Origin of the sequence: Photobacterium marinum (assembly GCF_000331515.1) — a bacterium.
Taxonomy (GTDB): domain Bacteria; phylum Pseudomonadota; class Gammaproteobacteria; order Enterobacterales; family Vibrionaceae; genus Photobacterium; species Photobacterium marinum.
The window spans coordinates 51,786-78,624 of the sequence record NZ_AMZO01000036.1; the positions used below are offsets into that span (position 1 = coordinate 51,786).

Below are 26,839 nucleotides of genomic sequence, written 5' to 3' on the forward strand. Positions count from 1 at the left end.
ACATAAGAAGATAAAAAGGCTAATACAAACAGCCTCAGCGCTGATCAACTGACCTTCTAATTGCGTGTTTTTGTTCCAATAACCTATCATAATCTCATTTCACAACGGCAAAATACCGTGAAGTAGGTTCAACTTTAATTACAAATTTAACAAATAAATTTTAATCTTTGCAGATATTTTTTATATAAAAATAAGTTTTTATTAGAATGGTTTTTTCTTTCGGTTTAGTAAAAACCAACCAAATGAGAATTTAGATACTGTTGAGGAATACAATCTGATGGATATACGTAACCTTCCAGCAATTGCGGTTCTGTCTGATGCTGTAACTGTGTGTGAGTTTCAGGGCATCAAAATTATCCGAGTAATCCACGAGACGGCTGAAGCAGGGATTTCTCTTCATGGCGGACATCTGATCTGGTACAAGCCAGCCGATGAGGATGATGTGATCTGGCTGAGTGAGAAAGCTGAGTTTGATACCAGCAAAGCTATCCGTGGGGGCGTTCCTGTTTGCTGGCCGTGGTTTGGCAAAGCAGGTACTCCATCACATGGCTTTGCCCGTAACAGCCAATGGTCATTGAAGGAACACAGAGAAAATGAATATGGTGTGATTGTAGCTCTGGAACTGGAAGACAGCGAAGCCACCCGCGAAATCTGGCCGCACAAATTCCATAATCAACTGACGTTTGAATTCGGCCCGCAACTAAAAGTTAGCCTGACTTCAACCAATACCGATGACGCTGACTGGTCTTTCTCCGGTGCCCTGCACTCTTACTTCCATGTAGGCGATATCAAAGATGTGGTTATCACAGATATGGGTCAGTCTTACCTGGATAATATTCAAAACGGCAAAGCATGCCAGGGTGATGAAAAGCTGACATTTACCCAGGAAACTGACCGCGTCTACACCCAACCTCAAGATACGGTAACAATTAGTGACAGTAAGCTGTCACGCAAAATCCTTGTGACCAACGAAGGTCATAATGCTGCTGTGATCTGGAATCCATGGCAGGAATTGTCAATCAGCATGGCTGATATGGCAGACAACAGCTTTGAAACGATGGTTTGCGTGGAATCAACAATCCACGGCGAAGGGGTAACTTTGGTGCCGGGTGAATCTCATACCCTGACTACACATATTGCAGTAAGCAAATAAGACAAAAGTCTGACTAATACTTGCCGCATAACTGAAAGCTACCAGTCATGCGGCATTTATATTCTTAGCCTCTCAAGCCATCATATGCGTATTTGCCTCAATTAAAACCCAGCCGTTCCCGTCCGGATCGGCAAAAGTAGCAAATCGACCGCCAATGATAGTCACGATTTCAGATAGAGGCACTCCTCTTTCACTCAGTTCACTATGGGTTAAGTGAATATCATCGGTCTGCACTACCAGGCCCTGAACTGATCCCGCCTTCATTCCCCCAAATGGTGTCACCAGACTAATCGTTGTCTCTGCCCCTTTAGGCGCAAGCTGAATCCAACGTTTATGGTTATCTGCCTGATGATCGCGAATTAACTGAAAACCCAGTGCATCACGATAAAACAATAAAGCCTGATTCTGATCAGAAACAGGAATTGAAACCGTATCAACGCGAGAAATCCCCATCAATTTTCTCCCTAACTGTTCTCTGCTTTTCTAGCTTAAGTCAGGGTCTTTGATTTAGCTCACAAAATAAGCACCTGGCATAATTACTCTGTATCAGCAAATATAAAACCAGTTACTTATCACATCAAAATACGCTTCTCTCAATTTCTTACAAAATGCGATATTGAACCATTCGATTAAGCAAATCATCTATTTTTCCGCATAAAAACACCTTTCGATTAGTTGATATAACTAGCATGGGAATAATATCCGCCATTTGTGACTATTCACCCACCAAATCGCCAAGATCACATCTTTGCAACATTGTCACGCGGATTTTTTAAATAAATACCCTTGCACATAACAATTTATAGGAGGATAGTAAGTTTATGTATGAGCTAGCAAGGCCAACGTAAAAAGGAAATTTAGTTTATAAACCAACAACTCAGTGGAGCAATTTGATCAGTTAGGTCTAGTCTTAAGATATGAGGGACTTGAAAGATTTTATCTTCATCCTCTCTAACTGATTGAAGAACGATTCAGGGGGCATACCATGAGTATTTTTGACCACTATCGTCAACGCTATGAAGAAGCCAAGGATGAAGAGCTTTCATTGCAAGAATTCCTTGAGATCTGTCGTAACGACCGCAGTGCTTACGCCAACGCAGCTGAACGCTTGCTGATGGCAATCGGTGAACCAGAAATGATCGATACCGCTCAGGATCCACGTTTGAGCCGTCTTTTCTCTAACCGCGTCATTTCCCGATACAAAACGTTCCAGGATTTCTATGGCATGGAAGAAGCCATTGAACAAATTGTTTCTTATCTCAAACATGCTGCGCAGGGTCTGGAAGAACGTAAACAGATTCTGTATCTGCTAGGTCCGGTTGGTGGTGGTAAATCATCACTGGCAGAAAAACTTAAGAGCCTGATGCAGAAAGTGCCTGTCTATGTACTGACAGCTAACGGCGAACGCAGCCCTGTTAACGACCACCCATTCTGCCTATTCGATAAAAACGAAGACGGAGATCTTCTTAATAAAGAATTTGGTATTCCGGAGCGCTACCTGAACACCATTATGTCGCCATGGGCAGCGAAACGTCTTCATGAGTTTGGTGGTGATATCACCAAGTTCAAAGTTGTTAAAGTTCGCCCTTCTATCCTGGATCAGGTTGGTATCGCCAAAACTGAACCAGGCGACGAAAACAACCAGGATATCTCATCACTGGTCGGTAAAGTTGATATCCGTCAGCTAGAGCACTTTGCCCAGGATGATCCGGATGCCTACAGCTACTCCGGAGCCCTTTGTAAAGCTAACCAGGGCTTGATGGAATTCGTTGAGATGTTCAAGGCTCCGCTGAAAGTACTACACCCGTTACTGACTGCAACTCAGGAAGGTAACTATAACGGTACTGAAGGCCTGTCTGCCCTGCCATTCGACGGTATTATTCTGGCTCACTCCAACGAATCAGAATGGCAAACCTTCCGAAACAACAAGAATAACGAAGCATTCCTTGACCGTGTATTCATCGTCAAAGTGCCTTACTGTCTACGAGTTTCGGAAGAAATCAAAATTTACGAAAAACTGTTGCAGAACAGTGAATTGTCTGCGGCACCATGTTCACCTAGTACCTTAGGGATTCTGGCCCGTTTCTCTGTTCTGTCACGACTGAAAGAGCCGGAAAACTCCAGTCTCTACTCGAAGATGCGGGTTTATGACGGTGAAACCCTGAAAGATACGGATCCAAAAGCCAAGTCTTACCAGGAATACCGTGACTACGCTGGTGTGGATGAAGGTATGGCAGGCCTTTCGACCCGTTTCGCCTTCAAGATCTTGTCGCGCGTATTCAACTTCGATCACTCTGAAGTTGCTGCAAACCCGGTTCACCTGTTCTATGTTCTTGAGCAGCAAATCGAGCGTGAGCAGTTCCCGCAAGACCTGGCTGAACGCTACCTTGAACACCTGAAAGGCTATCTGATTCCGAAATATGTCGAGTTTATCGGCAAAGAAATTCAGACCGCTTATCTGGAATCTTACTCCGAATACGGCCAGAACATCTTCGACCGTTACGTCAGCTACGCTGACTTCTGGATTCAGGATCAGGAATACCGAGATCCGGAAACCGGCCAGCTGTTCGACCGTTCAGCACTGAATAATGAGCTGGAGAAAATCGAGAAACCGGCAGGTATCAGTAACCCTAAAGACTTCCGTAACGAAATCGTCAACTTCGTACTTCGTGCCCGTGCCAATAATGCAGGCAAGAACCCGAACTGGACCAGTTACGAAAAGTTGCGCACAGTGATTGAGAAGAAAATGTTCTCGAATACTGAAGAACTGCTTCCTGTTATCTCCTTCAACGCCAAGACCTCCACAGAAGAGCAGAAGAAACACGATGATTTCGTCGCTCGTATGATGGAGAAAGGCTATACACGTAAGCAAGTACGCCTGCTATCCGAATGGTACCTGCGCGTACGTAAGTCTTCGTAAACAGCCGTGGATGATTGGGATGAATAAGGGGGGAGCTTATGGCGCATTTTATAGACCGCAGGCTCAACGGTAAGAACAAAAGCACAGTAAACCGCCAGCGTTTTCTGCGCCGACATAAGCAACAGATCAAAGAATCAATTGCTGATGCGGTAAACAAACGCTCGATTACTGATGTGGAAAGCGGTGAAGATATTGCAATTCCTTCCCGTGATATCCGCGAGCCAAGCTTTCACCAAGGCCGTGGTGGACAACGTGAAGTTGTCCACCCGGGCAACGACCAGTTCAGCCCCGGCGATCGCATTGAACGCCCCCAAGGAGGGGCGGGTCAAGGCGGTGCTGGAGAAGGACAGGCCAGCCCTGATGGTGAAGGTCAGGATGACTTCGTATTCCAGATTTCAAAAGACGAGTACCTGGACCTCTTGTTTGAGGACCTGGAACTGCCGAATCTGGAGAAAAACCAGCTAAACAAAATTGTCGAATGGAAGACTTTCCGCTCCGGCTACAAGTCTTCGGGTGTGCCGGCCAATATTGCCATTGTTAAATCTTTGCAGAATTCTCTGGCTCGCCGTACAGCAATGACAGCGGCCAAACGACGCCAGCTACGCGAGCTGGAACAAGCGCTTGATGACCTGATGAACACCGAACCCGCGAAGCCGCTTGAAGAAGAACGTGTAAAACAGGAAATCAAAACGCTGCGTGAAAAGATCAGCAGTGTACCGTTTATTGATACCTTTGATTTACGTTACAAAAACTATGAACGTCGACCTCAGCCCACCAGCCAGGCAGTTATGTTCTGTCTGATGGACGTATCCGGTTCAATGGATCAGGCCACCAAAGATATGGCAAAACGTTTTTACATCCTGCTGTATCTATTCCTAAACCGAACCTATAAAAACGTCGATGTCGTGTTTATTCGCCACCATACTCAGGCCAAAGAAGTAGACGAGCATGAGTTCTTCTACTCCCAGGAAACCGGCGGCACCATTGTCTCCAGTGCTCTAAGAATGATGGATGACATTATCAAGAAGCGGTACTCACCGGCTGAGTGGAACATCTATGCTGCTCAAGCTTCGGACGGTGATAACTGGGCTGATGATTCACCCGGCTGTCGAGAGCTGTTGGACAAACAGCTTCTGCCTGTATGCCGTTATTATTCTTATATTGAAATTACCCGTCGGGCCCACCAGACACTATGGCGGGAATATGAAGCGCTACTGGGAGGCCACGGCAACTTTGCGATGCAGAACATAAGGAGTGTGGAGGACATCTTCCCTGTCTTCAGGGAGCTTTTCAAAAAGCAAGTCCACTAGGTGTCAGCTATCGCTTTAGGGGAGCGTGTTATGGTAACAGCCACTAAATCCAAAACACTCAGTGATGGTCCGGACTGGACATTTGATCTGCTGGAGCAGTATCACAAGGAAATTAAGCGTGTAGCCGATTTTTATCGGCTGGACGCCTATCCTAACCAGATTGAGATCATTACTGCAGAACAAATGATGGATGCCTACTCAAGTATCGGTATGCCCATCAACTACCACCACTGGTCATTCGGTAAGCGTTTTATCGAAACAGAGCGTGGCTACAAGCATGGTCAAATGGGGTTAGCTTACGAGATCGTTATCAACTCCAACCCTTGTATTGCCTATCTCATGGAAGAAAACACCATTACCATGCAGGCATTGGTAATGGCGCACGCCTGCTATGGCCATAACTCTTTTTTCAAAAACAACTACCTGTTCAAAACCTGGACCGATGCCAGCTCAATCATCGACTACCTGCTATTTGCCCGTAAGTACATCACGGAGTGTGAAGAGAAATACGGTGTCGACGAGGTCGAAAAACTGCTCGATTCCTGCCATGCCCTGATGAATTACGGTGTGGACCGTTACAAACGCCCACAAAAAATTTCAATGGTCGAGGAAAAAGCCCGGCAGAAAGCCAGGGAAGACTACCTGCAAACTCAGGTCAACGCACTTTGGCGAACAATTCCAGTTCTTGAAGAAAAAGAAGAAAAAGCGGAAGAGATCCGTTTCCCGGAAGAGCCACAGGAAAATATCCTGTATTTTATCGAGAAACATGCGCCGCTTCTGGAACCATGGCAACGTGAAGTTGTGCGTGTTGTCCGTAAGGTAAGCCAATACTTCTATCCGCAAAAACAGACTCAGGTCATGAATGAGGGCTGGGCCACCTTCTGGCATTACACCATCCTCAATCATCTTTATGATGAAGGTCTGGTAACGGACAGATTCATTATCGAGTTCCTTCACAGCCACACCAATGTCGTGGCACAACCGGATTACAACAGCCCGTATTACAGTGGAATCAATCCATATGCATTGGGCTTTGCCATGTTCCAGGACATTCGCCGGATCTGTGAAAACCCAACTGAAGAAGACAAACACTGGTTCCCGGACATTGCAGGAAAAGACTGGTTGGAAACGGTTCACTTCGCAATGGCAAACTTCAAAGATGAGAGTTTCATCAGTCAATATCTGTCACCTAAGGTGATGAGAGACTTCAAGTTGTTTGCGGTAGATGATGATGACCGTCATAACTATGTCGAAGTCTGTGCGATCCATAATGAAGAAGGCTATCGGGCTATCCGTGAAAAGCTTTCATCACAGTACAACCTGAGTAACAACGAACCGAATATCCAAGTATGGAATGTTGCCCTCAAAGGTGACCGTTCGCTGACACTAAAGTACGTACCGCACAACCGTATTCCACTTGCGGATGGCTATCAGGAAGTACTCAAGCACCTTTACCGCCTGTGGGGATTTGATGTGACGCTGGAAGAGGAACTGCCGGACGGACGTACTCAGATCATCGGTACCTGCCCGGTTAGAAATCAATACAACTCAGAGATGTAGGTCCCGGACCTTATTAGATAAGGAAAGTTAAACATCTTTCAAAAAGATAAGTAAGTCAAATAAAGGTATAAATAAAAAAGGAGATGCCACCGGCATCTCCTTTTTAAATTCCGAAATACTGTTGTAAATACCCTCTTTTTTACAACAGAAAACAGTTATTACTGCTCTTCTTCATACAGGTAACGAGCTATCTCTTCACGATTGCTGTACCAGATTGCACCGCTCTCACGACCATATTTCTTGATGCGATCAGCAACCAGTTCAGGCTGGTTATTGTCACATAAAGTCTTCATATCACGGTAGAACTCAAGCGCCAGTTCACACGCTTCTTTAGACATGAAATAATAACCGCCAACACGGGTATATATCTTACGCAGACCGTTAATGGTCAATACATAAAGTGTATTACCGGACTTCGCCGCCATACCCTGAAACATGCGGTAATCGTAGTAGTTAAATGCACGTGCACGACAGATAGCTTCACAAAGCTCAGGCTGATCTTTACCGTACTTGTCAGTGATTTTCTTCACTTCCTGCTGAAGCTCAACTTTCACTTCACTCTGCTCTACAAACTCTTCAAAACTATCAATTTTCAATAGTTCTTCACAAGAATTAATAATGCTTTCAAGCAACTGGCTGGACTCTTCGCGGTTACCTTTAATCGCATAACGCATGTATACGCTACTGATATCGGTACGTGCAGAAAGCAGGTCTTCAAGAACACCCTGAACGTCCTGACCATCAAGGGTGATCAACGTATCCAGAATACTCAGACCAGAGGTATCCATGTAGTTATTTACACGGGTTGGTTTACCATGCTGGATTGTCAGCCAGCCATCACGGGCGAGACGCTGAAGTACTTCGCGCAATGTAGTTCGGGTTACCCCAATAAGTTCGGATAACTCTCGCTCCGCCGGAAGAATAGAGCCTTGTGGAAAATGATTATTCCAGATGCTCTCAATAATGTATTTCTCAGCAAATGTTGCTGGGCTATCAGCCTTTATAACCATCAGATTAGTTTTCCAATCGCTTCTTGCTTATATGTTATTGAACTCATCATACCACTAGTTATGCGTTCGAAGAAACTTTGCTGACTATGTAAATGAATTGTTTTAATTTGTATTACTAAATTTGATAATGCTCAACGTTTCATGAGAATTGTAAGAAAATATTTCAGAGCATGGTAATCTTATCGCCTTGATCTCCCGTTACGGGGTGAAAATACACCTAATTGACTTAATACTCATCCCACTACTTGACGGTTAAAGATCACACTGTAGAGTTAGCACAACAAAAAATTGGGAGCTGAATGGGTGCTGCTGCCTGCTTTAGTTAAAGACCATCAAGGACGTGATTTTTATCTTAAAGGGCTGACAAGAAAACTTACCATTTAGGTATTTATTCGCAGGCAAAAAGGTATGTGAGCAAGCAGCTCGTAGAATTATCCGCGTATTATAAGAGATCCAAGAACATGGCTATTTCGCTAGGGAACGCCTTTATAAAGAATTTTTTAGGCAAGGCGCCTGATTGGTACAAGGTTGCTATCATTTCCTTCCTTGTCATTAACCCAATCGTATTTTTTCTGATTGACCCTTTCGTTGCTGGCTGGTTGCTGGTTGTTGAGTTTATCTTCACGCTTGCAATGGCCCTGAAATGTTACCCGCTTCAGCCTGGTGGCCTATTGGCTATCGAAGCCGTTGCTATCGGGATGACCAGTCCAGAACAGGTAAAACACGAGTTGGTTGCTAACATTGAAGTACTGTTACTGTTGATCTTCATGGTTGCCGGTATCTACTTCATGAAACAGCTGCTGCTGTTTATCTTCACCAAGATACTGATCAACATTCGTTCAAAGACACTGCTTTCATTGTCATTCGTTATTTCAGCGGCTTTCCTGTCAGCATTCCTTGATGCCCTGACAGTTATTGCTGTTGTGATCAGTGTAACCGTAGGCTTCTACAGCATTTACCACAAGGTTGCATCAGGCCAGGAGCCCCATGCCGCCCACGACCATACTTCCGACAAACACATTCGTGAAGTAAGCCGTGACGACCTGGAAAACTACCGTGCCTTCCTGCGCAGCCTGCTAATGCATGCCGGTATCGGTACTGCTTTAGGTGGTGTAATGACCATGGTTGGTGAACCACAGAACCTGATCATTGCCGACCAGGCCGGTTGGATGTTTGGCGAATTTATTCTTCGCATGGCACCGGTAACTGTTCCTGTGTTTATCTGCGGTATCCTAACCTGTATTCTGGTTGAGAAATTCCAAATCTGCGGCTATGGCACAAAACTGCCAGAAAACGTACGTAAAATTCTAGTGGACTTCGATGACGAAGAACGCAGAACCTGGACTAACATCGACTACGCGAAACTTTTCGTTCAGGTAATCATCGCAGTCTGGCTGATCCTAGGTCTTGCCCTTCACTTGGCAGCAGTAGGTATTATCGGCCTGACCGTTATCATCCTGGCAACCTCGTTCACTGGTGTAACGGAAGAACATGCGCTGGGTAAAGCATTTGAAGAAGCCCTGCCATTCACCGCTCTATTGGCTGTTTTCTTCTCAATTGTTGCGGTAATTATCGACCAGCACCTGTTTGCGCCAATCATCAACATGGTGCTAGAGCTGGAAGGCAGTGCACAGATGACGATGTTCTACATCGCCAACGGCCTGCTGTCGATGGTATCGGATAACGTATTCGTTGGTACGGTTTACATCAACGAAGTGAAGACGGCACTGATGAACGGCATCATCACCCGTGACCAGTTCGACATGCTTGCGGTAGCAATCAACACAGGTACAAACCTGCCGTCTGTTGCTACACCAAATGGTCAGGCAGCCTTCCTGTTCGCGCTAACGTCGGCACTTGCTCCGTTAATCCGTCTGTCTTACGGCCGCATGGTTTACATGGCTCTGCCTTACACCATCGTCCTGACGTTCGTTGGCCTTGCAGGTATCGAGTTTATGCTGGTTCCGATGACAGAATGGTTCCATGACATGGGATGGCTTTCTCACCATGTTGCGGAAGCTGTATCACATATTGCTCCTGCAACTGGACATTAATTGAATCTTCCTTGAAGATAAGTGTCAGAAATGATGACATTAAAGCCCTGATTCGTCAGGGCTTTATTATAATACCAAGTCATATACATTGGGTTTGGTATAACTTGAAGTGAGATCAATCCATGCAATTTTTGTATACATTTTCTAAAAGCCGGCTGTCGTGGCTGCTTCTGTTTGGCTTCATCGTTTTCTTTGAGCTGTGCGCACTGTTTTTCCAGCACGTCATGAAGCTGGATCCGTGCGTAATGTGTATCTATGAACGAGTGGCGATGATGGGTGTTGGCTTTGCAGCCCTGATTGGCATGATTGCCCCTCAGAATGCAATTATCCGCTGGGCAGGCCTTGCCGCATGGGGTTACAGTGCTTACCGTGGTCTTGAGCTGGCTAAGGAACACGTCGGTTACCAGTTCAACCCGTCGCCGTTTGCAACTTGCGATCTGTTCGTGAAGTTTCCGGAGTGGGCACCGCTGAATAAATGGGTACCATGGATGTTTGAAGCAACTGGGGACTGCAGCAAAGTTGTCTGGTCTTTCCTTGGCCAGTCAATGCCTCAATGGCTGGTTATCATCTTCACCGCTAACCTTGTCGCTTTGGCTATCATTGCTGTAGCGCAGTTTTTGGGAAGTGTAGATAAGAAACAAAGCTAACGTTCAAAGCTTCAAATACACAAAAAAGATAAAGGCGGAAAACCTAAGTTTGCCGCCTTTTTTATTCTTATACCAAACTGACCAATGGGATGCTTAGTCCTTAGTCTGATTTTTCACACCCAGCGCATCCACTATCGGGTAATCCGCCGGGCAAAGCTGGTAGGTCGTCATCTGCGAATCTTCAACCCACACGGCATCCTGATGGCTGTGCAACGCCAACTCACCAGAACGCCAGTGGCTGACAAAACCTCGCAGGCGTATCACCTTGTCGCCATAATCAAAGACGCTGTCAGCGAGCCAGTCACCGGTTTCAGTTTCAATCGCCAGCTCTTCCTGCAGCTCGCGCTCAAGCGCTTGCTCCGGTGTTTCACCCGCTTCAACCTTTCCGCCGGGAAATTCCCACAAGCCGCCTTGGCTGGCATGTTCAAACCGCTGAGCAAGCAGGTACTTACCTTCTTTCTCAATCACTCCGGCAACCACCAGAATTTCTGGCTTATCTTGGGAAGCTGAGCTCAAGTCAGTCATTAATTACCACAGCATTGTTTGAATTTTTTACCGCTACCACAAGGGCAGGCATCATTACGACCGGTTTCTTTATACGGATTTACTGCCTGTGCACCGGCACCTTGCTGAAGTTCGTCGGCAGCCATCACCACTTCCGTCAACATCAACGGCAACTGAGCATAAAGCGACTCTGGTTGTGGCATACCTGTTACACCCGCTTCTTCCATCTGAGCCAGAGTTGAACTCTCATCGACCAGCAACATGCAGGTTGTCAGCAGTGCCGATAGCATACGCATCGTACCATCAGAAATCGGCTGTTCTTCCCAGTTAGGTTCAATGAAAGACCACACAGCTAAGAAACCTTCGGCAAAATGACTCAGGTCGTCAGTGATACCCGTTTCTTCTTCCCAGTTCACCTGTGAAGGAAGCACATACTCACCAGCTTTAATGTGACGGTATTGCATCTCAAAGTGATTCAGGATCGCCATTTTCTGCTCTTCGGCCACAGCTACCGGTTCGTCTTCATCAACGCCACCTGTTACCAGCACCGGCAACCATGTTTCCGGTTCCATCGGTTTCGGGTTGGCATTCGCAGCAAGTAAAGCACCTTCAATAAAAGCAGCTGGCATGCCATCCCAGTCGGCTGGCAGGGTCATTAATTCTGTCATCATATATTCCGGTTATCGAGCAAATCAGAAATAAGCCGCAGATTATATACCCAATAGACCTTTACCAAGAAGTAAAGTTACGCTGATGCCAAATAGCCCCAATGAAAGTAAACAGTGACGTTTTGCCATCATTTAACTATCAAACCAACAGAACCGAACTATTTTCGTTGAATTTTTCCTCGGATACTGGCAAAAAAGAATGTCGTAGCGACAAAACTCAGGAAGAAATTAATGTCTCAGGGAACAGCAAATGCAATTATTGCCGGAGCCAGTGGCTTAGTAGGAGATGAGCTCCTTCACCAGCTTCTTGGTCATCCGCATTTCCAGACTGTCTATTCTCTTTCTCGTCACGAACTCCCTTTTCACAGCAATAAGCTGGTTCAGATAATTCATCCTGAGCTAAGGATCACTTCCTGGGAAGACTCTGATTTAACCCCGACCATCGGTTTTATCTGTCTCGGCACCACCAAAAAACAAGCCGGTAGTAACAAAGCTCTGGAATCCGTCGACCTCCACCTTGTCAAAGAGGTGGCAACAACCATGCACCTGCTTGGCGTGAAGCATATCGTAGTAATTTCCAGCCTGTTCGCCAGCCGCTACTCCCCTTCCCACTATCTTCGCTGCAAAGGAAAAATGGAGCGGGCGCTGAAAAAGATAGGCTTTGACCATTGCGTATTTGTTCGCCCTGGCCCGCTCAAAGGTGAGCGCGTCAAACCACGCAAAGACGAACTGCTGGTTCAGAGTATTTTCAAACTGCTTCGCCCTATAGCGATTGGTCCACTGGCCCACCTTAACCCCATCCCGGCTGAAGATGTTGCCAGAGCGATGCTGGAGCTTGCTCTGTTGGCTGAAGATAACGTCCTGAGCAAAGTAACCATTATCTCCGGCAAGGCGTTATTTCCTGATCCGTTGGAACATCAAACTGACTAGAACTGATTAGAACTAACCAGTACTGACTAGGTGACAAGCCAGCCTTTCCGAACTAGAATCTCGCCTCTTAAACAGTCAATAGTGCATTACGAGACAGGCTATGCGAGTTATTTTAGGCCCGATGGAAGGCGTCCTTGATCACCTGATGCGGGAGATGCTCACCGAAATCAATGATTACGATCTGTGTGTGACCGAATTTGTTCGCATTGTCGACCAACTGTTACCTAACAGTGTCTTCTATCGCCTGTGCCCAGAGCTGCACAACGGAGGTAAAACCTCATCCGGAACTCCGGTCCGTATACAGCTACTCGGTCAGGATCCTCACTGGATGGCAGAAAATGCCTATAGAGCAATTGAGCTCGGCTCTCCCGGCGTAGATATCAACTTTGGCTGTCCGGCTAAATCGGTAAATAAAAACCGCGGCGGAGCATCTCTGCTCAAAGAGCCTGAACTTATCTACCAAATCGTCAAAACTGTACGTGAGGCTGTTGATCCTGCTAAGCCAGTTTCGGCAAAAATCCGTCTGGGCTGGGATGACCCGTCACATGGCCTTGAAATCACAGATGCGGTCGCTCAGGCTGGAGCAACAGAAGTCACCATTCATGCCCGCACCAAAGAAGATGGCTACAAGGCCGAAACCATTAAGTGGGAATACATTCGCGAAATCAAAGACAGGGTTGCCATTCCAATCATCGCCAACGGCGAAGTCTGGAACCACCAGAACGGCGAGGATTGCCTGAATGCTACCGGCGTTGACTCTCTGATGGTCTGCCGTGGCGCACTCAACCTGCCAAACCTGGGGAATGTGGTTAAACACAATCACCAACATATGAGCTGGGCTGATGTACTGACTCTGCTACTCCGCTATTCAGAATACGAAATCAAGGGTGACAAGGGCCTGTACTACCCTAACCGAGTCAAGCAATGGTTAGCCTACCTGCGTCATGAATACCCGCAGGCAAAAGAACTGTTTGCTGATATCCGCCGACTTAATAAAGCGGCACCAATTGTAGAAATTCTGCAAAGCGCTCAACAGAATCTGGCGGCATAGTAAAACCTTAGCCCTCTATTAAATGCAAAATTAAAAGCAAAAATCCCGGCGCAAGGCCGGGATTTTTCTGTCTTTTAGCGGGGTTATTACCCTTATCAGCAGCGATCAGGATGATTCAGGATGTGGTCTTCCCAATCAATCACATTGATTTCATAAACCACTTTATCGCGTACCGATTCATCAGCTTTATGCATCGCTTCTTTCGTGCCAGTTAGCAGCGGGTGCCATTCCGGCAGATCTTTACCTTCGGCCAGTAAACGATAAGCACAGGTTTCCGGCAACCAGACAAATTCATCAATGCGATCACGGGTCAGCTTCAGGCACTCTTCACCAGATTTAAAGCGGTTCGGGTAATCTTTACAGGAACAGGTTTGGTCATCCAGCAGACTGCACGCAACATTGGTATAGTAAATTTCGTCGGTATCATCATCGATCAATTTATGCAGGCAACATTTACCACAACCGTCACAGAGTGATTCCCACTCCTGCTCAGTCATTACCTCTAAACTCTTTTCTTGCCAAAAATGTACCATATACCCAGCCTTTTCTGTGTCACGTCTTACCTTTGTAAGGAGGCGGTTTTATAGCCCTCTGAACGGTAAAGTGCAAGCATTTAAGCGGGATCCGGGCCGAAAAGGCGCTGTAATAATAGTCATTATTATTTAGCGCAGTGATAACCAATATTTTTTGATTCGTCAGCTTATGAATGATAACTTTCGCAGCCGATTTAAGTGACAGATAAAGTATAGGTGAGTTATGGAATGTAGATTAGGCTGTGGTGCCTGTTGTATTGCCCCGAGTATCTCGTCTGCCATTCCGGGAATGCCCAACGGAAAGCCAGCGGGAGTACGCTGTGTCCAACTCAACGACGACAATCTGTGTAAGCTGTTTGGTAAACCGGAACGCCCGGCGGTATGCCACAAGTTCAAAGCCTGTCCGGATGTCTGTGGGAAAACGTCCCAACAGGCACTGGATAATATTACCGAACTGGAAAACATGACCTGAAGTCATGTTTTCCGAAAGCCTGTTTATTTTAACGATTATTGTCGTTATTCAGTCACTTCTCCGGTAAGAATACGTAATACCGATTTAGCGTGCTCAACAGCCTGATGACCTGAGTAAGTCAGGTAACCACCATCCTCCTGAGTAACTAATCCTTTCGAATACAGACGCTTTGCTGCTGCTACCATGTCCGGTGCAGCTGAACTATGCACCTTAATCCCTTCCATATTGCTGTGCATTGGAAATTTCACCAGCAGATTCATTTCTTCAACAAGTTCTGGCGTATACGGCATAGTAAACCTCTTTCTTTTTCTGTGATGAGTTAATACTAGCGGCTTGCCGGAAGAAAAGTAGGTGCCAAGATCATATCTGGTCGTGGTTACAGCAGCGAAAAAGCGACGTGCTTCAAAGAAATGCACATTTGTGAAAACAAAAAGGCCGCTGTTCTAAGCGGCCTTTGAGTTAATTTTTCTTATTGTTCAATAATTAAGCTTGGATACCAACAATCAGCCAAGGCGCATTCGGCGTCAGCAAATCACGCTCCAGGTGCCAGATATCAGTGATCTCTTCTTCAACGTCTTCATGACGATCTTTGTATCGACCAGAGAACTTCACACTCAACTGAGCAATGCTCACATCATAATCAGCACGAACCAGTTCAGCATCAACATACATTACTTCTGTATGCTGCTCACCTTCAAGTTTTGCGCGCTCAGCTACCAGATCATCAAACAATGCCGGGCTGACATACTCGCGAATTGTCTCCAGCTCGTTATGGTTCCATGCGCCCTGAAGAATACGGTAATGTTCACGGGAACCGTTCAGGAAGGCATTCATATTAAAGCCCGGAACCAGATTAAACGGCACATCGCTGTCTGAAGAAGCAAAGCCCTGTGATTCAGACGAAGTTGAATTCATTTCCGGTGCTGACTGGCGATATTGCTGATGCGGCGAATTTCCGGCATAAGCTTCACGGTGCCCCATTGGCGTTGATTTCGCTCCGCGCATGGATTTGAACAGCTTAAAGATCACAAATGCAATCAGGCCAATAATCAGAATATCCATGAACTGGATACCTTCAAAAGCGCCACCGAAGAATGCAGCCAACAGACCACCAGCCAGTAAGCCGCCCAGCAGGCCGCCCATCAGGCCTTTCTTACTAGAATTCTTAGCCGGATTAGCCGTCGGGTTCTGTTGTTTCAGTGTATCGGTCTGTTGTGGTTTCTGTTGTTTTACCGGCGCAGTTTTAAAGCTTTTGCCGAACGATTTACCACCACCAAATTTCTTTGCTTCCGCATGCGGTGTCATAAATGACACCGTCAGAATCAAAGCAAATACTGTGAAGAAGCGTTTCATGGATATGGATACCTTTGCCAAATTTATGCCCTTGAATCCTAGCGGGCAACAACTGAATGTCAACTAAACAGCATGAGCAAATTGTTACTAATATTTATCGCTTGAAAATTAGCTAATAAAACAGGTGGTAAATTATCTGTTTACATTCATATTAAACAGGCTCAAACTATCAATAATTCCATTATCCAATTGGTATTACAGCACTAATTGCTAATAATATCGGTAACAAGGATATCACCGATAACAACAGGACGTATTGGTCATGCAAGACACCCACAGCAAATTCATCGGTTACCTTCTTTGGATTTTTGGTTTCACTGGCGCTCATCGTTTTTATTACGGCAAGCCTGTTACCGGAACAATCTGGTTCTTAACTCTGGGACTTTGCGGTATCGGCTGGCTGATTGACCTTTTCCTGATCCCTTCAATGGACCGAGAGGCCGACCTTCGTTTTCAAAGCGGAGAAACCGATTATAACATTGCATGGCTGTTGCTTACTTTTCTTGGTGTATTCGGCGTTCATCGAATGTACATGGGCAAATGGCTGACTGGGATCCTCTATTTGCTCACCTTTGGTTTTTTCCTGATCGGTGTGCTTATCGATTTCTGGACATTAAATGATCAGATTTCCATTCGGAATGCAGAGCGAAGAAAATAAAGTGCACTGCCTCTGGTTTCAACAGAAGCCAATATTCAGCTTTAATCTAGTCGGAATTGTGCTCGCTTGTGTTTGATATAAATCACAAGTGACCGAGTAATCAGCAAAGTGACTTCCTTTAAGCTTGACCCTAAAGACGGATAACAACTAAAATATCGAACATCGTTCTATATTATATCCGTTCGGCTTAAGCTATCGGTATACATTATTACTTTGCAAACACCTGGCTGTGTTTATCCATATTACAATTAGCAAAGTAAAACTATTTTCAATTGAGAGTAAAATTCAATGGCAAGACGAAATGACCATACTCGTGAAGAGTTGGTAAATATGACACTGGAGCAAGTCAAAAACTTTCTCAATGAACACCCGCATCACGAGCTTAGCCTTCGCAAAGTTGCCGGCATGATCGGCTACGTGCCAAGCACCCTTGTTAACGTATTCGGCAACTACAACCTGCTGCTTCTTCACGCTGTCGCCCAAACTCTGGATGAACTTTTTGCTGAAGCTGAAGAGCAGATGAAAGATGTAACATCTCCTGAAGATGCTCTGCGTAAGCTAGCATACTGCTACCTTAATTTTGCAGCTGCACACCCTTATCGCTGGCAGCTGATTTTCCAACACACTATGCAGGGCGAAGAGCTACCGGAATGGCAGTCTGATCGTATCGACAATATGACGGGTATGCTGGAAGCACTGATCCGCGACATTACCCCAGAAAAAACAGATGCAGAAGTACTGGAAGCCAGCCGCGTATTGTGGGCAGGTGTTCACGGTATCACCCTGCTTTCTGTAGATGACAAGCTCTTTACCTCGACGCCGGTTGATGGCAAAGCACTGATCGACAACCTTATCGATACCTACCTCAACGCTTGGAAAGCTTAAGCGGAGTGTAGATTAGAATGAGTGTCCAGCCCCAGTCGCGCCTGTTAACAAAACGACGTTTTTTACCCTACTTTCTCACCCAGGCGTTTGGGGCTTTTAATGACAATGTCTATAAGAATGTTCTGCTCATTCTTATTGCCTTTGCCGCCCCTGGCACCTTGCCGATTGATTCCGATCTTATTATCAATCTTGCTGCAGGCCTGTTTATACTGCCGTTTTTCCTGTTCTCAGCATCTGCCGGCGTTCTTGCTGATAAGTATGACAAAGCGCTGATTATGCGCGTTGTAAAAATGGCTGAAATAGTCATTATGTCGCTGGCAGCCATGGCTTTTGTTACTGAAAGCTACATGGCCCTGCTGGTATTACTGTTTCTTATGGGATCTCAGTCGGCTTTCTTTGGCCCAGCCAAGTATGCCCTACTGCCACAGCACTTGGATAAATCAGAACTGGTATCTGGTAACGCCTTGGTTGGAACCGGTACGTTTCTAGCCATTCTGCTTGGCACTCTGCTTGCTGGTTTCATTGCCAACCAGCCGAATGCACCTGTAGTTGCGGCAATCAGTGTGATCAGTTTTGCTGTTATCGGTTACCTGAGTTCACGCTGGATCCCGGAAGCCAAACCGAGTGATCCTGACAAAGTATTCCGCTGGCGTCCCTACCGCCAAACACGCCATACCCTGTCAATTGCACACCGTGATAAAACCATTTTCCAGTGTGTTCTGGGCATCAGCTGGTTCTGGTTCCTTGGAGCCTGTTACCTGACCCAATTCCCGAACTTCGCCAAATTGCACCTGGGCGGCGATGCTGCATCAGTTTCCTTCCTACTGACTCTATTTTCGGTTGGTATCGCTATCGGCTCCCTGTTGTGTGATCGCTTATCCGGCCACCGAATTGAACCGGGTATCGTGCCGCTGGGCAGCTTGGGGATCACGTTATTTGGTGCCGACCTGATGTTTGCATCGCCTGATATCGTACCGGCAACCCAGTCGATTGTTGATTTTATTACCAACCCTGAACTGTTCAGGGTCTTTGTCTCGCTGACCATGCTTGGTGTCTCCGGCGGTATTTTCATTATTCCCCTCTATGCCGTAATGCAAAGCAGAGCAAAAGAAGAAGAGCGGGCACAGATCATTGCAGCCAATAATATCTGGAATGCCTTTTTTATGGTCTTCAGTGCCATTACCGCGATTGTCTTTTTGTCAGTTATCGAAGGAACAATTCCTCAGTTCTTCCTATTCTTGTCACTGCTGAATCTGTGTGTCGTGGTTTATATCTATACTCAGGTACCGGACTTTTTCTGGCGTTTTATGGTATGGCTGATCAGCCACACCATGTACCGGGTTAAGCACAAAGATATTTCCAATATACCGACTGAAGGCGGCGCGTTAATCGTCTGTAACCACGTCAGTTATATGGATGCCCTGTTGCTGGCCGGGGCCTGCCCGCGTCCGATCCGTTTTCTGATGGACAGAGATATCTATAACCTTCCGTTTATCAGGGCATTCTGCAAAGCCTGTAAGGTGATCCCGATAGATGCCACCGATCGCCGCTCAGTCCTGAAAGCCTTCACCAGAGTGAGCGGCTACCTGGAGCAAGGCGATGTGGTATGTGTGTTCCCCGAAGGCCAACTGACCTATGACGGCGAAATAGGCCCTTTCATGCGTGGGATTGATCTCATTATTAAACGCAGCCCGGTACCGGTAATTCCGGTTGCACTACAGGGATTGTGGGGTAGCTTTTTTAGCCGTGAAGGTGGATGTGCTCTACTCAAGTGTCCGAAACGCTTCTGGTCACGGGTCAACATTGTGGTTGGTAAGCCAATCAACGCCAGAGAAGCCAGCAGCGACCAACTCAGAGAAGAAGTGCTCGCGCTGCGGGGCGACTATAAATAAGGTCCTGAGAACTAGACACCCAATAAAAAAGCGGAAGCCAGTGGCTTCCGCTTTTTATTGAGTTGCTGAAAACGCCCTGATTAGCTAATTTCTGCTAACCATTCCGCCAGCTGCTTACGTGAGATTTTAATCCCCGTACTGCCCAGTGATTCAGGCAACGCCAAATAGTCAACAGGTCGACAGAGGCCGTTTACCTTCGACTGCATATAACCGCTAAGTTGCTCTTTAAGCAACTCATCAAGCCGTTGACAGGTTTCCACAATAGCAACAGGACGCTGGCCATATTCCGCATCTTCAATCGGCAGAATGAACGCCTGCTTCACTTCGGGATGTCCCAGCAGCACCTTTTCAATCGCTTCCGGCTGGATGTTCTCACCACCGGAGATAAACATGTTGTCGGCCCGACCAAGAATATGCAGCTCTTCATCATGCCAGCAGCCAAGATCTTTGGTTGCAAACCACTCATCTTCACCGACAGGAAAGATAGTCTTGTTGCGGTAATAGCCAATACACAAGGTTTTACCGCGAACCAAGATTTCGCCGTCGTGCAGCATCAGCTCCCTGTTTGGCAACGGGTTACCGACTCCGGCACTGGCATTAGCGCGCTTGGCTGTGACTGTCGAACCCATCTCAGTCATACCGTAACCACACCAGCAGTGGATTCCCGCCTCTTCTGCCTGTTCGGTCAGGCTCACTGGGATAACCGCGCCGCCAAGCAGTACCTCTTTTAATACCACAGGCTGTTTGTTGGCAGGCCGGGACGCCAGCAACCTATGTAGCTGAGTCGGTACTAAGGATGCGTGCGTGACTTCTGACAAGGCTTTATCAAACTGCGTCGGCTCCGCAACAACTAATTGGGCGCCCCGGTAAAGCCAGCGCCAGACAATCGCCAGTCCGGATATATGAAACAACGGCAGTGACAACAACCAGCTGTCCAGCTCACCAAAATCCATCCACGCTAGCAAACCTTCAGCACTTGCCAGTTGAGTTTGCGCCGAGTGAACAACCGCTTTCGGTGTACCCGTTGATCCTGAAGTCAGAGTCAGAGTTGCGGCACGGGTCGGCTGCCAGGTTACCGGTACAAGACGAGGACTGGGCGGCGGCAGCAACATCAATCGGGGATAGTCATCGAAAATATAGCTAGCTTTTGGCGGGTACCATAGAAAATCACATTGCAGCTGGTTTAATTGCTGCTCCAGCTCAGCCTGGGTATTTTTCGGATTCAAACCGACATAACGGGCTCCAACCCGAATAGTTGCCAGAATCAGCCACAGAACCTGAAGTGAATTCGGCGCAATCACACCAACCAGCTGGTCTCGTTTGACGCCCTGTTCAGCCAGCCCCTGGGCATATTCATCAACCCGGGCCGAGACTTCTGCCCAACTGAATGTTTGCTCACCAAAACGCAAAGCGGCCGCTGACGGCCGCTCTGTTGCCCAATGTTGCCAGGGCCAGGTAGCAAAGTAAGGAGTTACTCCTGCCATACCACCTCAAGATCTGACAACGGGGTCACCGCCAGCCCGCATTCAGGCCACGGTGTTTCAAGCTGTGCTTTAAATAACTGCATGGTGTCCAGCCCCGGAATAACATCCGGCGTCTGCCACGCAGCAAAACGAGCTAGCTGGTTCAGGCCCAGGCTTGATTCCATGCTTGAGCTAATCACAGCAGTCAGGCCAGCTTCGTGTGCCTGCTTCACCAGTTCCATACAACGCTGCACCGAGCCTACCATGGTTGGCTTGATAACAATCGCGGATACGCCCGGCTCAACCTTAACCTCAAAACCTTCATCACGCACAGTTTCATCCCAGGCAATGTTGATCCCGGTTTCCTGCGCAAACGCCAAACTGTCTTCCGGCGTCATACACGGCTCTTCAAGGAAAGCGATACCGCTGCGGTGTTCCGGTTTCACATACTTGGCAAACTGACGTGCTTTCACCGGCGTCCACTGACGGTTGGCATCCAGACGTAAGCGAAGGCCGGGAATGGCTTCAATGAACATATTCGCCACCATGCCATCACGAACAGCTTCGTACATGCCAACTTTGATTTTTGCCACCTTGTCACCCGGCATCTTGCTCAGGGCAACAACCAGGGCATCCGGATCACCGGCACACAGTGGAGCAGTCAGGTAATTACCTTCAACAGGCAGGCCTCCGGTAAGTTCCAGCTCAGCCATGCTCAAGCCGAAAGCGACAGACGGCAAGGCGTCAGCAAGCGCGAAAGCTTCACCTTTTACCCACAGCTCAAGCAGTGCCTGGGCCTTCTCTCCGGCTTCCGCCGCCGTTTCCTTACTGAATTCCGGCAATGGTGCAATTTCACCATAGCCGACAGCATCACCGTCACGCAGTTCCACAATCCAGCCTTCGCGAGAATCCAAACGCTGAGTGCGCAGGATCACGCCGGAATCCATCGGCAGAGAGTATCTGTATAGTTTTGCACTACGCATAGTCAAAGCCTCCCCTTACGGGTTGCGCTTGAACTTGGTGAAGTCCGGACGACGCTTCTCGTTGAATGAGTTACGACCTTCCTGACCCTCTTCTGTCATGTAGAACAGCATAGTGGCATTGCCGGCCAGCTCCTGAAGACCTGCCTGACCGTCACAGTCAGCGTTCAGGGCCGCTTTCAGGCAACGCAGCGCCATCGGGCTATGCTGAAGGGTTTCACGACACCAGCGAATAGTTTCACGCTCTAGCTCTGCATACGGTACAACGTGGTTTACCAGACCCATGTCCAGAGCTTCCTGCGCATCATAGAAACGACACAGGAACCAGATCTCACGAGCTTTCTTCTGACCAACGATACGGGCCATGTAAGAAGCCCCCCAACCGCCATCAAATGAACCCACTTTCGGGCCAGTCTGACCGAATTGAGCATTCTCAGCCGCAATAGTCAGATCACACATCATATGTAAGACATGGCCGCCACCAACCGCGTAGCCGGCAACAGAGGCGATAACAGGCTTAGGACAAGTACGGATCTGACGCTGGAAATCCAGCACGTTCAGGTGGTGCGTGCCTTCGTCGTCCTGGTAACCGCCGTAGTCGCCACGGATCTTCTGGTCACCACCGGAGCAGAACGCGTGCTCGCCCTGACCGGTCAGGATAATCACGCCCACATTCTCGTCATAGCGAGCATCTGCCAGAGCATTAATCATCTCTTTTACCGTCTGAGGACGGAATGCATTGCGCACTTCTGGACGGTTAATGGTGATTCGAGCAATACCATCAGCTGATTTTTCAAAAAGAATATCCTGATAACCTTCTGAACAATCAGTCCAATCTACCGGTGCGTACAGTTCTTCTTCAGTCAGACCTACGGTTCTAGCCATGATTTATTCCAATCTATCTAAAAAATGAGTGACAGCCATACCGAACTCATGAGGCAGTTCGACATGGACGTTATGCCCCGCTGACGGAATAATATTGATCTCTAATCCCGAGTCTTCAGCCAGGCTTTTGAATTTATTGTCGTTCTCTCCGCACAGGTAGAGAACAGGTAACGCCAGTTGTGCAACCTGCTGTTTCAGCTCAGGCTGCCTGGCCAGTGATGTAGCCAGTAGCATACGTGCTATACCGGCACCAAGGTTATCACTGCGTTTCTTAACTAAACCTTGTCTTTGGTCATGATTTAGTGACGAAAATACAGGTTGCTGATACCACTCGCCCAGAACATCAGCAAGCGGTTCTGCGGCAAAACGACGGGCCCAACGCTGATCATTTACCAGCCTTGCAGCCCTTTCGCTTTCCGGCAGACCCAAATGACCGCCTTCTACAATCAGACCGACCAGCTCAGCGTGACTATTTCTCTCTGAATCAGAGACCGGAACCTGATGGCACGCATGGTACATTGCCAGCCGCGCCCCCATCGAATAGCCTATCAGCACATAAGCACCGACATGACGATGCTCCAGCGTTTCTGTGATTTGCCGGTTTACCGACTCAAAGCCTTCCGGTGACACCATGCTGCTTTGCCCGTGGCCCGGTAAATCAATGGTCAGGCAAAAATGAGAACGCGACAACCGGTCTACTACATGACGCCAGTCTCGACCGGAACCCAGCAAACCATGCAGGAAAACCAATGTCGGGCGACTGTCATCATTTGCAGGACGACATCCGAATGTTTCAGAGTAAAGCGGCATGCTTAACCTCGGCAAACAGAGACTTCAACATCTGCCCACTCTGACCCGGCGGAGTCTGAACTTCAATCAGTGTCGCTCCCGGCTGAATCAGCCCTTGACGGCATGCCTGTTCGGCTTCAGGTAATGTTTCCGGCTTATGATAGTCCATCCCGAACATGGCAGCCGCATGGCTGAACTCCAGTCCGTGCGGCATCCGATACAAGGCATCTTTCTTTGCATCCGGAACCGGAAGCATATCAAAAATTGCCCCACCGTCATTGTTGGTAACCAGCACCACTATCGGACGGGGGCTGCTTTTCAACAGTGCTAACGAGTTAAGATCATAAAGCAGTGAAGTATCACCCAGCAGGCAAAGCAACGGAGCCTGACGAGCCCGCTGCACGCCGGCAGCAGTGGCAATCAGGCCGTCAATACCGGACGCCCCGCGGTTAGCGAAAGTGGCAGTTTGTGGCAACTGTCCACACATATCGAGCAAACGTACAATCAAGCTGTTACCCAAAAAGAGCTCGGTTTGTTCCGGCAACCATTTAGGCAGGTTCGCAGCCAGACTGATTTCGGTAAGCTGGTCATTCTGCTCTGCCAGCAAATGAAAGTAAGCGGAAGAGGCACGTTTCAAGCCTTCGGCCCAACCCACTGACGGAGATGTAAACACCTCACCCAATAACTCACAGGCCTGCTCGGCCCAGTTACCGATAGCAGCCTGAACTCTGTGGCTACGGCGATGAGCCGGATCCAGCCTTCCATCCAGCGGATCAACCAACCAATATTGCTGCCATTGATGAGAGCCGATGAACTGCAACAAACGCTTGGATACCAAACGTCCGCCAAACTGCAACACGACTTCAGCCTGTTCAATATGCTGGCGGCATAGTTCATTTTGCATCCAGACATCAAAACCGGCCCAGTCACTACTGCCACCGGCCTGAGGATCAGCCAGCAACGGCCAGCCCATTTTCTCGGCAAGTGCAGCAACAAGAGTCAGCTCTCCCGGAGCCATCCGGCCTGCAATCACCACGCCTTTACTGCAAGCAAACTCGGCCAGTGACTCCGGATTTATGACAGCCTGTTCCGACATTGCCTGGTGATAATGAGTGTAAGGCTTTCCGTCTGCCCACCAATCCTGAACCGGGGTTAGATAAGATGAAAAGTCTTGCTCTTCACCGTACAACGGCTCGGGATAATGACAGTTAAAATGAACAGACCCGCCACGCACCTTTTGCTGATACATGGCAGAATCAATCGTCGTCAGCAACCAACCAGGAGAGATATCCTGGGTAGGCGACGGCAAATCATGAAATTCAGTAACGTGATCAGAAAAAATACCGTGCTGGCGAATAGCCTGATTGGCACCACACTGGATTAGTTCATGAGGGCGATCTGAGGTCAGCAAAACCAACTTTTCGCCGGTCAACCCAGACTCAGCAACCGCTGGAAGCAAGTTGGCCACAGCAGTACCGGATGTTACCACCACGGCAACCGGCTCTCCGGAGGCCTTGGCAAGCCCAAGCGCCATAAAGCCAAGTCCGCGCTCATCAAAGTGAGTATGCAGTGTCAGCCTGTCATTATCAGACGCAGCCAGCGTAAGAGGCGTAGAGCGGGAGCCCGGCGCGATACACACATGCTTCACACCAAGACGGGCCAGCTCTTCGAGCATCAGGCCTGCCCACAACTTATTCAGAGCAGCACGGGCTGGCAGTGGCGATCCGGTGACCGACATCATTCCTGATTTGCTCATGCGCTTCTCCGCTCCAGCTCCGGTTCTTCCGAACTCAGCAGGCTACACAGTGTCGACGTTTTTCTGTCCAGCTCTTTCCACTCACTGTCTGCTGTCGAGCCCGGTACAATCCCGGCTCCTGCAAACAAGTGAAGCTCCTCGCCCATAATCAGGGCACTGCGGATAGCCACGCAGAACTCACTGCGCTGACGACTTAAAAAGCCGACGGCTCCGCTGTACCAACCTCGGGCAAACGGTTCATGCTCAGAAATAAAGTCCAGCGCCTTATCACGCGGCAAACCGGCAATTGCAGCTGTTGGCTGTAAACTATCGAGCAAGTCAGCGCTATACACCTGATCATTAAGCTGGGCATCAATACTGCGTTTAAGGTGCTGTACCTTGCGCAAGCGCACTAACTCTGGGGTCTGCGCGACATTCATCGATTCACAGCAGGTATTGAGACGACTGACGATATCATCAACCACCAGCCGGTTCTCATAACGGTTTTTGTTATCATCCAGCAACCATTGCGCCAGGCGATTATCCTCAGAAGGATCGTGGCTACGTCCTATTGTTCCGGCCAAGGCTTCCGTCAACAAATCGCGATTGTGGCGTAAAAACAGGCGCTCCGGCGTTGAACCGACAAAGCAGTGCTTTTCATCCATTGCCATCATGAAATGAAAGCTGTTCATGTTACTACCGCGGCTGGCTTTAAGAAGCTGGGCCGGAGACACAGGCGTATCGAGCTTCAGGGTTGTCCTGCGTGCCAATACCACTTTTTCAAATACTTTTTGCGAAATCGCTTCAAGGGCATTGCTGATCATCGTCGACCAGCCGGAAAAATCAGGTGCGTAAGTACGGCCCAAAATCTTGCTCTTGATAGCTGAGATTTCAGATGCTTCAGGTTTTACCTGTGCCAGAGTCTGTAATATTTTCTCTTTGTCATCAGACATATTGACAGCTAACTGCCAGCAGCCATCAAAACGGATGATTTCCAGCACAGGAAGGAAGAAAAAAGAAGAAAGGCAGCGACGGTTTCGGCTCGAACGACCATCAAAAGAGCGTCCGCCCCAAATTCGCTGATCATCCGACAACACCTTTTCCGCTGCCATCGGATCGGTAAATGTTTTTAGCTGGCCTAGTGCCACAACCTCTTCACGGCTATCGCGAGACTGCCAGTAAAATTTCGGGAAAAGAGGCTGAGACTCAATCCAGTCAATCAGGTCAGTGTTAGCCGGCAGATCCAGCTTCACCACTAATCTTTGAGTTGTTTTTGTTGCTGTTTGAATCTGTTCAATCAAAGACTCAACTGCTTGTTGTAACGCGGTCAAGGTAACCTCACTCAGCTCTAAGCACTGTAACGGCTCATCCCTGGCTGATTTTTAAT

At 47.9% G+C, this 26,839-nt stretch carries 25 protein-coding genes; 12 read left to right on the top strand and 13 right to left on the bottom strand.

Annotated elements, in window-relative coordinates; genetic code table 11:
• Positions 1–277: 277 nt before the first annotated feature.
• Entirely contained in the window at positions 278–1,153 is an 876-nt protein-coding gene (locus C942_RS20895; RefSeq protein WP_007470013.1) for a D-hexose-6-phosphate mutarotase, read from the top strand.
• A 72-nt stretch (positions 1,154–1,225) separates the two neighbouring features.
• Here the strand turns inward: C942_RS20895 and C942_RS20900 are convergent, their stop codons facing one another.
• A complete protein-coding gene (locus C942_RS20900; protein WP_007470014.1) occupies positions 1,226–1,606 on the bottom strand; it encodes a VOC family protein in 381 nt (126 codons plus the stop codon).
• A gap of 532 nt (positions 1,607–2,138) precedes the next feature.
• Between C942_RS20900 and C942_RS20905 the strand changes: the two genes are divergently transcribed.
• From C942_RS20905 to C942_RS20915, 3 genes are read left to right on the top strand one after another with little or no spacing between them, the layout of a single operon-like run.
• Positions 2,139–4,073, top strand: a complete 1,935-nt coding sequence (locus C942_RS20905) for a PrkA family serine protein kinase (protein WP_007470016.1) — start codon at positions 2,139–2,141, stop codon at positions 4,071–4,073.
• Between the two features lie 38 nt (positions 4,074–4,111).
• Positions 4,112–5,383 carry a YeaH/YhbH family protein gene (locus tag C942_RS20910; protein ID WP_007470017.1) on the top strand — a complete coding sequence of 424 codons (1,272 nt, stop codon included), beginning with the start codon at positions 4,112–4,114 and terminating at the stop codon, positions 5,381–5,383.
• Between the two features lie 30 nt (positions 5,384–5,413).
• Positions 5,414–6,943: a SpoVR family protein gene (locus tag C942_RS20915; RefSeq protein ID WP_007470019.1), complete on the top strand. Its 1,530-nt coding sequence runs from the start codon at positions 5,414–5,416 to the stop codon at positions 6,941–6,943.
• Positions 6,944–7,101: 158 nt separating this feature from the next.
• Here the strand turns inward: C942_RS20915 and fadR are convergent, their stop codons facing one another.
• Positions 7,102–7,953: a fatty acid metabolism transcriptional regulator FadR gene (gene fadR, locus C942_RS20920; protein ID WP_007470021.1), complete on the bottom strand. Its 852-nt coding sequence runs from the start codon at positions 7,951–7,953 to the stop codon at positions 7,102–7,104.
• A 461-nt stretch (positions 7,954–8,414) separates the two neighbouring features.
• Here fadR and nhaB point away from each other — a divergent pair, with 461 nt between their 5' ends.
• On the top strand, positions 8,415–10,007 hold the full coding sequence (nhaB, locus tag C942_RS20925; protein ID WP_007470023.1) for a Na(+)/H(+) antiporter NhaB: 1,593 nt from the start codon (positions 8,415–8,417) through the stop codon (positions 10,005–10,007).
• 122 nt (positions 10,008–10,129) lie between these two features.
• Positions 10,130–10,654 carry a disulfide bond formation protein DsbB gene (dsbB, locus tag C942_RS20930; RefSeq protein ID WP_007470025.1) on the top strand — a complete coding sequence of 175 codons (525 nt, stop codon included), beginning with the start codon at positions 10,130–10,132 and terminating at the stop codon, positions 10,652–10,654.
• Between the two features lie 93 nt (positions 10,655–10,747).
• On the opposite strand, the gene C942_RS20935 is transcribed toward dsbB, so the two are convergent.
• Together C942_RS20935 and C942_RS20940 are read right to left on the bottom strand one after the other, a co-directional pair.
• Positions 10,748–11,179, bottom strand: coding sequence for a (deoxy)nucleoside triphosphate pyrophosphohydrolase (locus tag C942_RS20935; protein ID WP_007470027.1), 432 nt, complete (start codon positions 11,177–11,179; stop codon positions 10,748–10,750).
• Positions 11,179–11,826 carry a YecA/YgfB family protein gene (locus tag C942_RS20940; protein ID WP_036801364.1) on the bottom strand — a complete coding sequence of 216 codons (648 nt, stop codon included), beginning with the start codon at positions 11,824–11,826 and terminating at the stop codon, positions 11,179–11,181. The genes C942_RS20935 and C942_RS20940 overlap by 1 nt, the downstream gene beginning before the upstream one ends.
• A 231-nt stretch (positions 11,827–12,057) precedes the next feature.
• On the opposite strand from C942_RS20940, the gene C942_RS20945 reads away from it, so the two are divergent.
• A complete protein-coding gene (locus tag C942_RS20945; protein WP_007470030.1) occupies positions 12,058–12,756 on the top strand; it encodes an NAD(P)H-binding protein in 699 nt (232 codons plus the stop codon).
• A 100-nt stretch (positions 12,757–12,856) separates the two neighbouring features.
• Entirely contained in the window at positions 12,857–13,807 is a 951-nt protein-coding gene (dusC, locus tag C942_RS20950; RefSeq protein WP_036801366.1) for a tRNA dihydrouridine(16) synthase DusC, read from the top strand.
• 95 nt (positions 13,808–13,902) lie between these two features.
• Here dusC and C942_RS20955 read toward each other — a convergent pair whose 3' ends face one another.
• The gene (locus tag C942_RS20955) at positions 13,903–14,340 is read right to left on the bottom strand and encodes a YcgN family cysteine cluster protein (protein ID WP_036801368.1); all 438 of its coding nucleotides are present in this window, start codon (positions 14,338–14,340) and stop codon (positions 13,903–13,905) included.
• A 223-nt stretch (positions 14,341–14,563) separates the two neighbouring features.
• Between C942_RS20955 and C942_RS20960 the strand changes: the two genes are divergently transcribed.
• Complete coding sequence (locus C942_RS20960) at positions 14,564–14,812, top strand: YkgJ family cysteine cluster protein (RefSeq protein WP_007470036.1); 249 nt, start codon at positions 14,564–14,566, stop codon at positions 14,810–14,812.
• Between the two features lie 44 nt (positions 14,813–14,856).
• Here C942_RS20960 and C942_RS20965 read toward each other — a convergent pair whose 3' ends face one another.
• Positions 14,857–15,102, bottom strand: coding sequence for a TIGR02647 family protein (locus tag C942_RS20965; protein ID WP_007470038.1), 246 nt, complete (start codon positions 15,100–15,102; stop codon positions 14,857–14,859).
• Between the two features lie 193 nt (positions 15,103–15,295).
• Complete coding sequence (locus tag C942_RS20970; protein WP_007470041.1) at positions 15,296–16,165, bottom strand: Tim44 domain-containing protein; 870 nt, start codon at positions 16,163–16,165, stop codon at positions 15,296–15,298.
• 262 nt (positions 16,166–16,427) lie between these two features.
• Between C942_RS20970 and C942_RS20975 the strand changes: the two genes are divergently transcribed.
• The 3 genes from C942_RS20975 (at position 16,428) to C942_RS20985 (ending at position 19,600) form a co-directional block, all read left to right on the top strand.
• Entirely contained in the window at positions 16,428–16,823 is a 396-nt protein-coding gene (locus tag C942_RS20975) for an NINE protein (protein ID WP_007470043.1), read from the top strand.
• 288 nt (positions 16,824–17,111) lie between these two features.
• Positions 17,112–17,708 (top strand): TetR/AcrR family transcriptional regulator, encoded by a 597-nt coding sequence (locus tag C942_RS20980; protein WP_007470045.1) that lies wholly within the window; start codon positions 17,112–17,114, stop codon positions 17,706–17,708.
• 17 nt (positions 17,709–17,725) lie between these two features.
• On the top strand, positions 17,726–19,600 hold the full coding sequence (locus tag C942_RS20985) for an MFS transporter (protein ID WP_007470047.1): 1,875 nt from the start codon (positions 17,726–17,728) through the stop codon (positions 19,598–19,600).
• An 80-nt stretch (positions 19,601–19,680) separates the two neighbouring features.
• On the opposite strand, the gene menE is transcribed toward C942_RS20985, so the two are convergent.
• The 6 genes from menE to C942_RS21015 are packed head-to-tail and all read right to left on the bottom strand — an operon-like array spanning position 19,681 to position 26,783.
• Complete coding sequence (menE, locus tag C942_RS20990) at positions 19,681–21,084, bottom strand: o-succinylbenzoate--CoA ligase (RefSeq protein ID WP_007470049.1); 1,404 nt, start codon at positions 21,082–21,084, stop codon at positions 19,681–19,683.
• The gene (menC, locus tag C942_RS20995) at positions 21,072–22,046 is read right to left on the bottom strand and encodes an o-succinylbenzoate synthase (RefSeq protein WP_007470051.1); all 975 of its coding nucleotides are present in this window, start codon (positions 22,044–22,046) and stop codon (positions 21,072–21,074) included. The genes menE and menC overlap by 13 nt, the downstream gene beginning before the upstream one ends.
• Before the next feature lie 15 nt (positions 22,047–22,061).
• Complete coding sequence (gene menB / locus C942_RS21000) at positions 22,062–22,928, bottom strand: 1,4-dihydroxy-2-naphthoyl-CoA synthase (protein ID WP_007470053.1); 867 nt, start codon at positions 22,926–22,928, stop codon at positions 22,062–22,064.
• A gap of 3 nt (positions 22,929–22,931) precedes the next feature.
• Positions 22,932–23,738, bottom strand: coding sequence for a 2-succinyl-6-hydroxy-2,4-cyclohexadiene-1-carboxylate synthase (menH, locus tag C942_RS21005; protein ID WP_007470055.1), 807 nt, complete (start codon positions 23,736–23,738; stop codon positions 22,932–22,934).
• A complete protein-coding gene (gene menD, locus C942_RS21010; protein WP_007470057.1) occupies positions 23,722–25,473 on the bottom strand; it encodes a 2-succinyl-5-enolpyruvyl-6-hydroxy-3-cyclohexene-1-carboxylic-acid synthase in 1,752 nt (583 codons plus the stop codon). Before menD ends, menH begins: the two co-directional genes overlap by 17 nt.
• Entirely contained in the window at positions 25,470–26,783 is a 1,314-nt protein-coding gene (locus C942_RS21015) for an isochorismate synthase (protein ID WP_007470059.1), read from the bottom strand. The genes menD and C942_RS21015 overlap by 4 nt, the downstream gene beginning before the upstream one ends.
• Between the last annotated feature and the right edge of the window lie 56 nt (positions 26,784–26,839).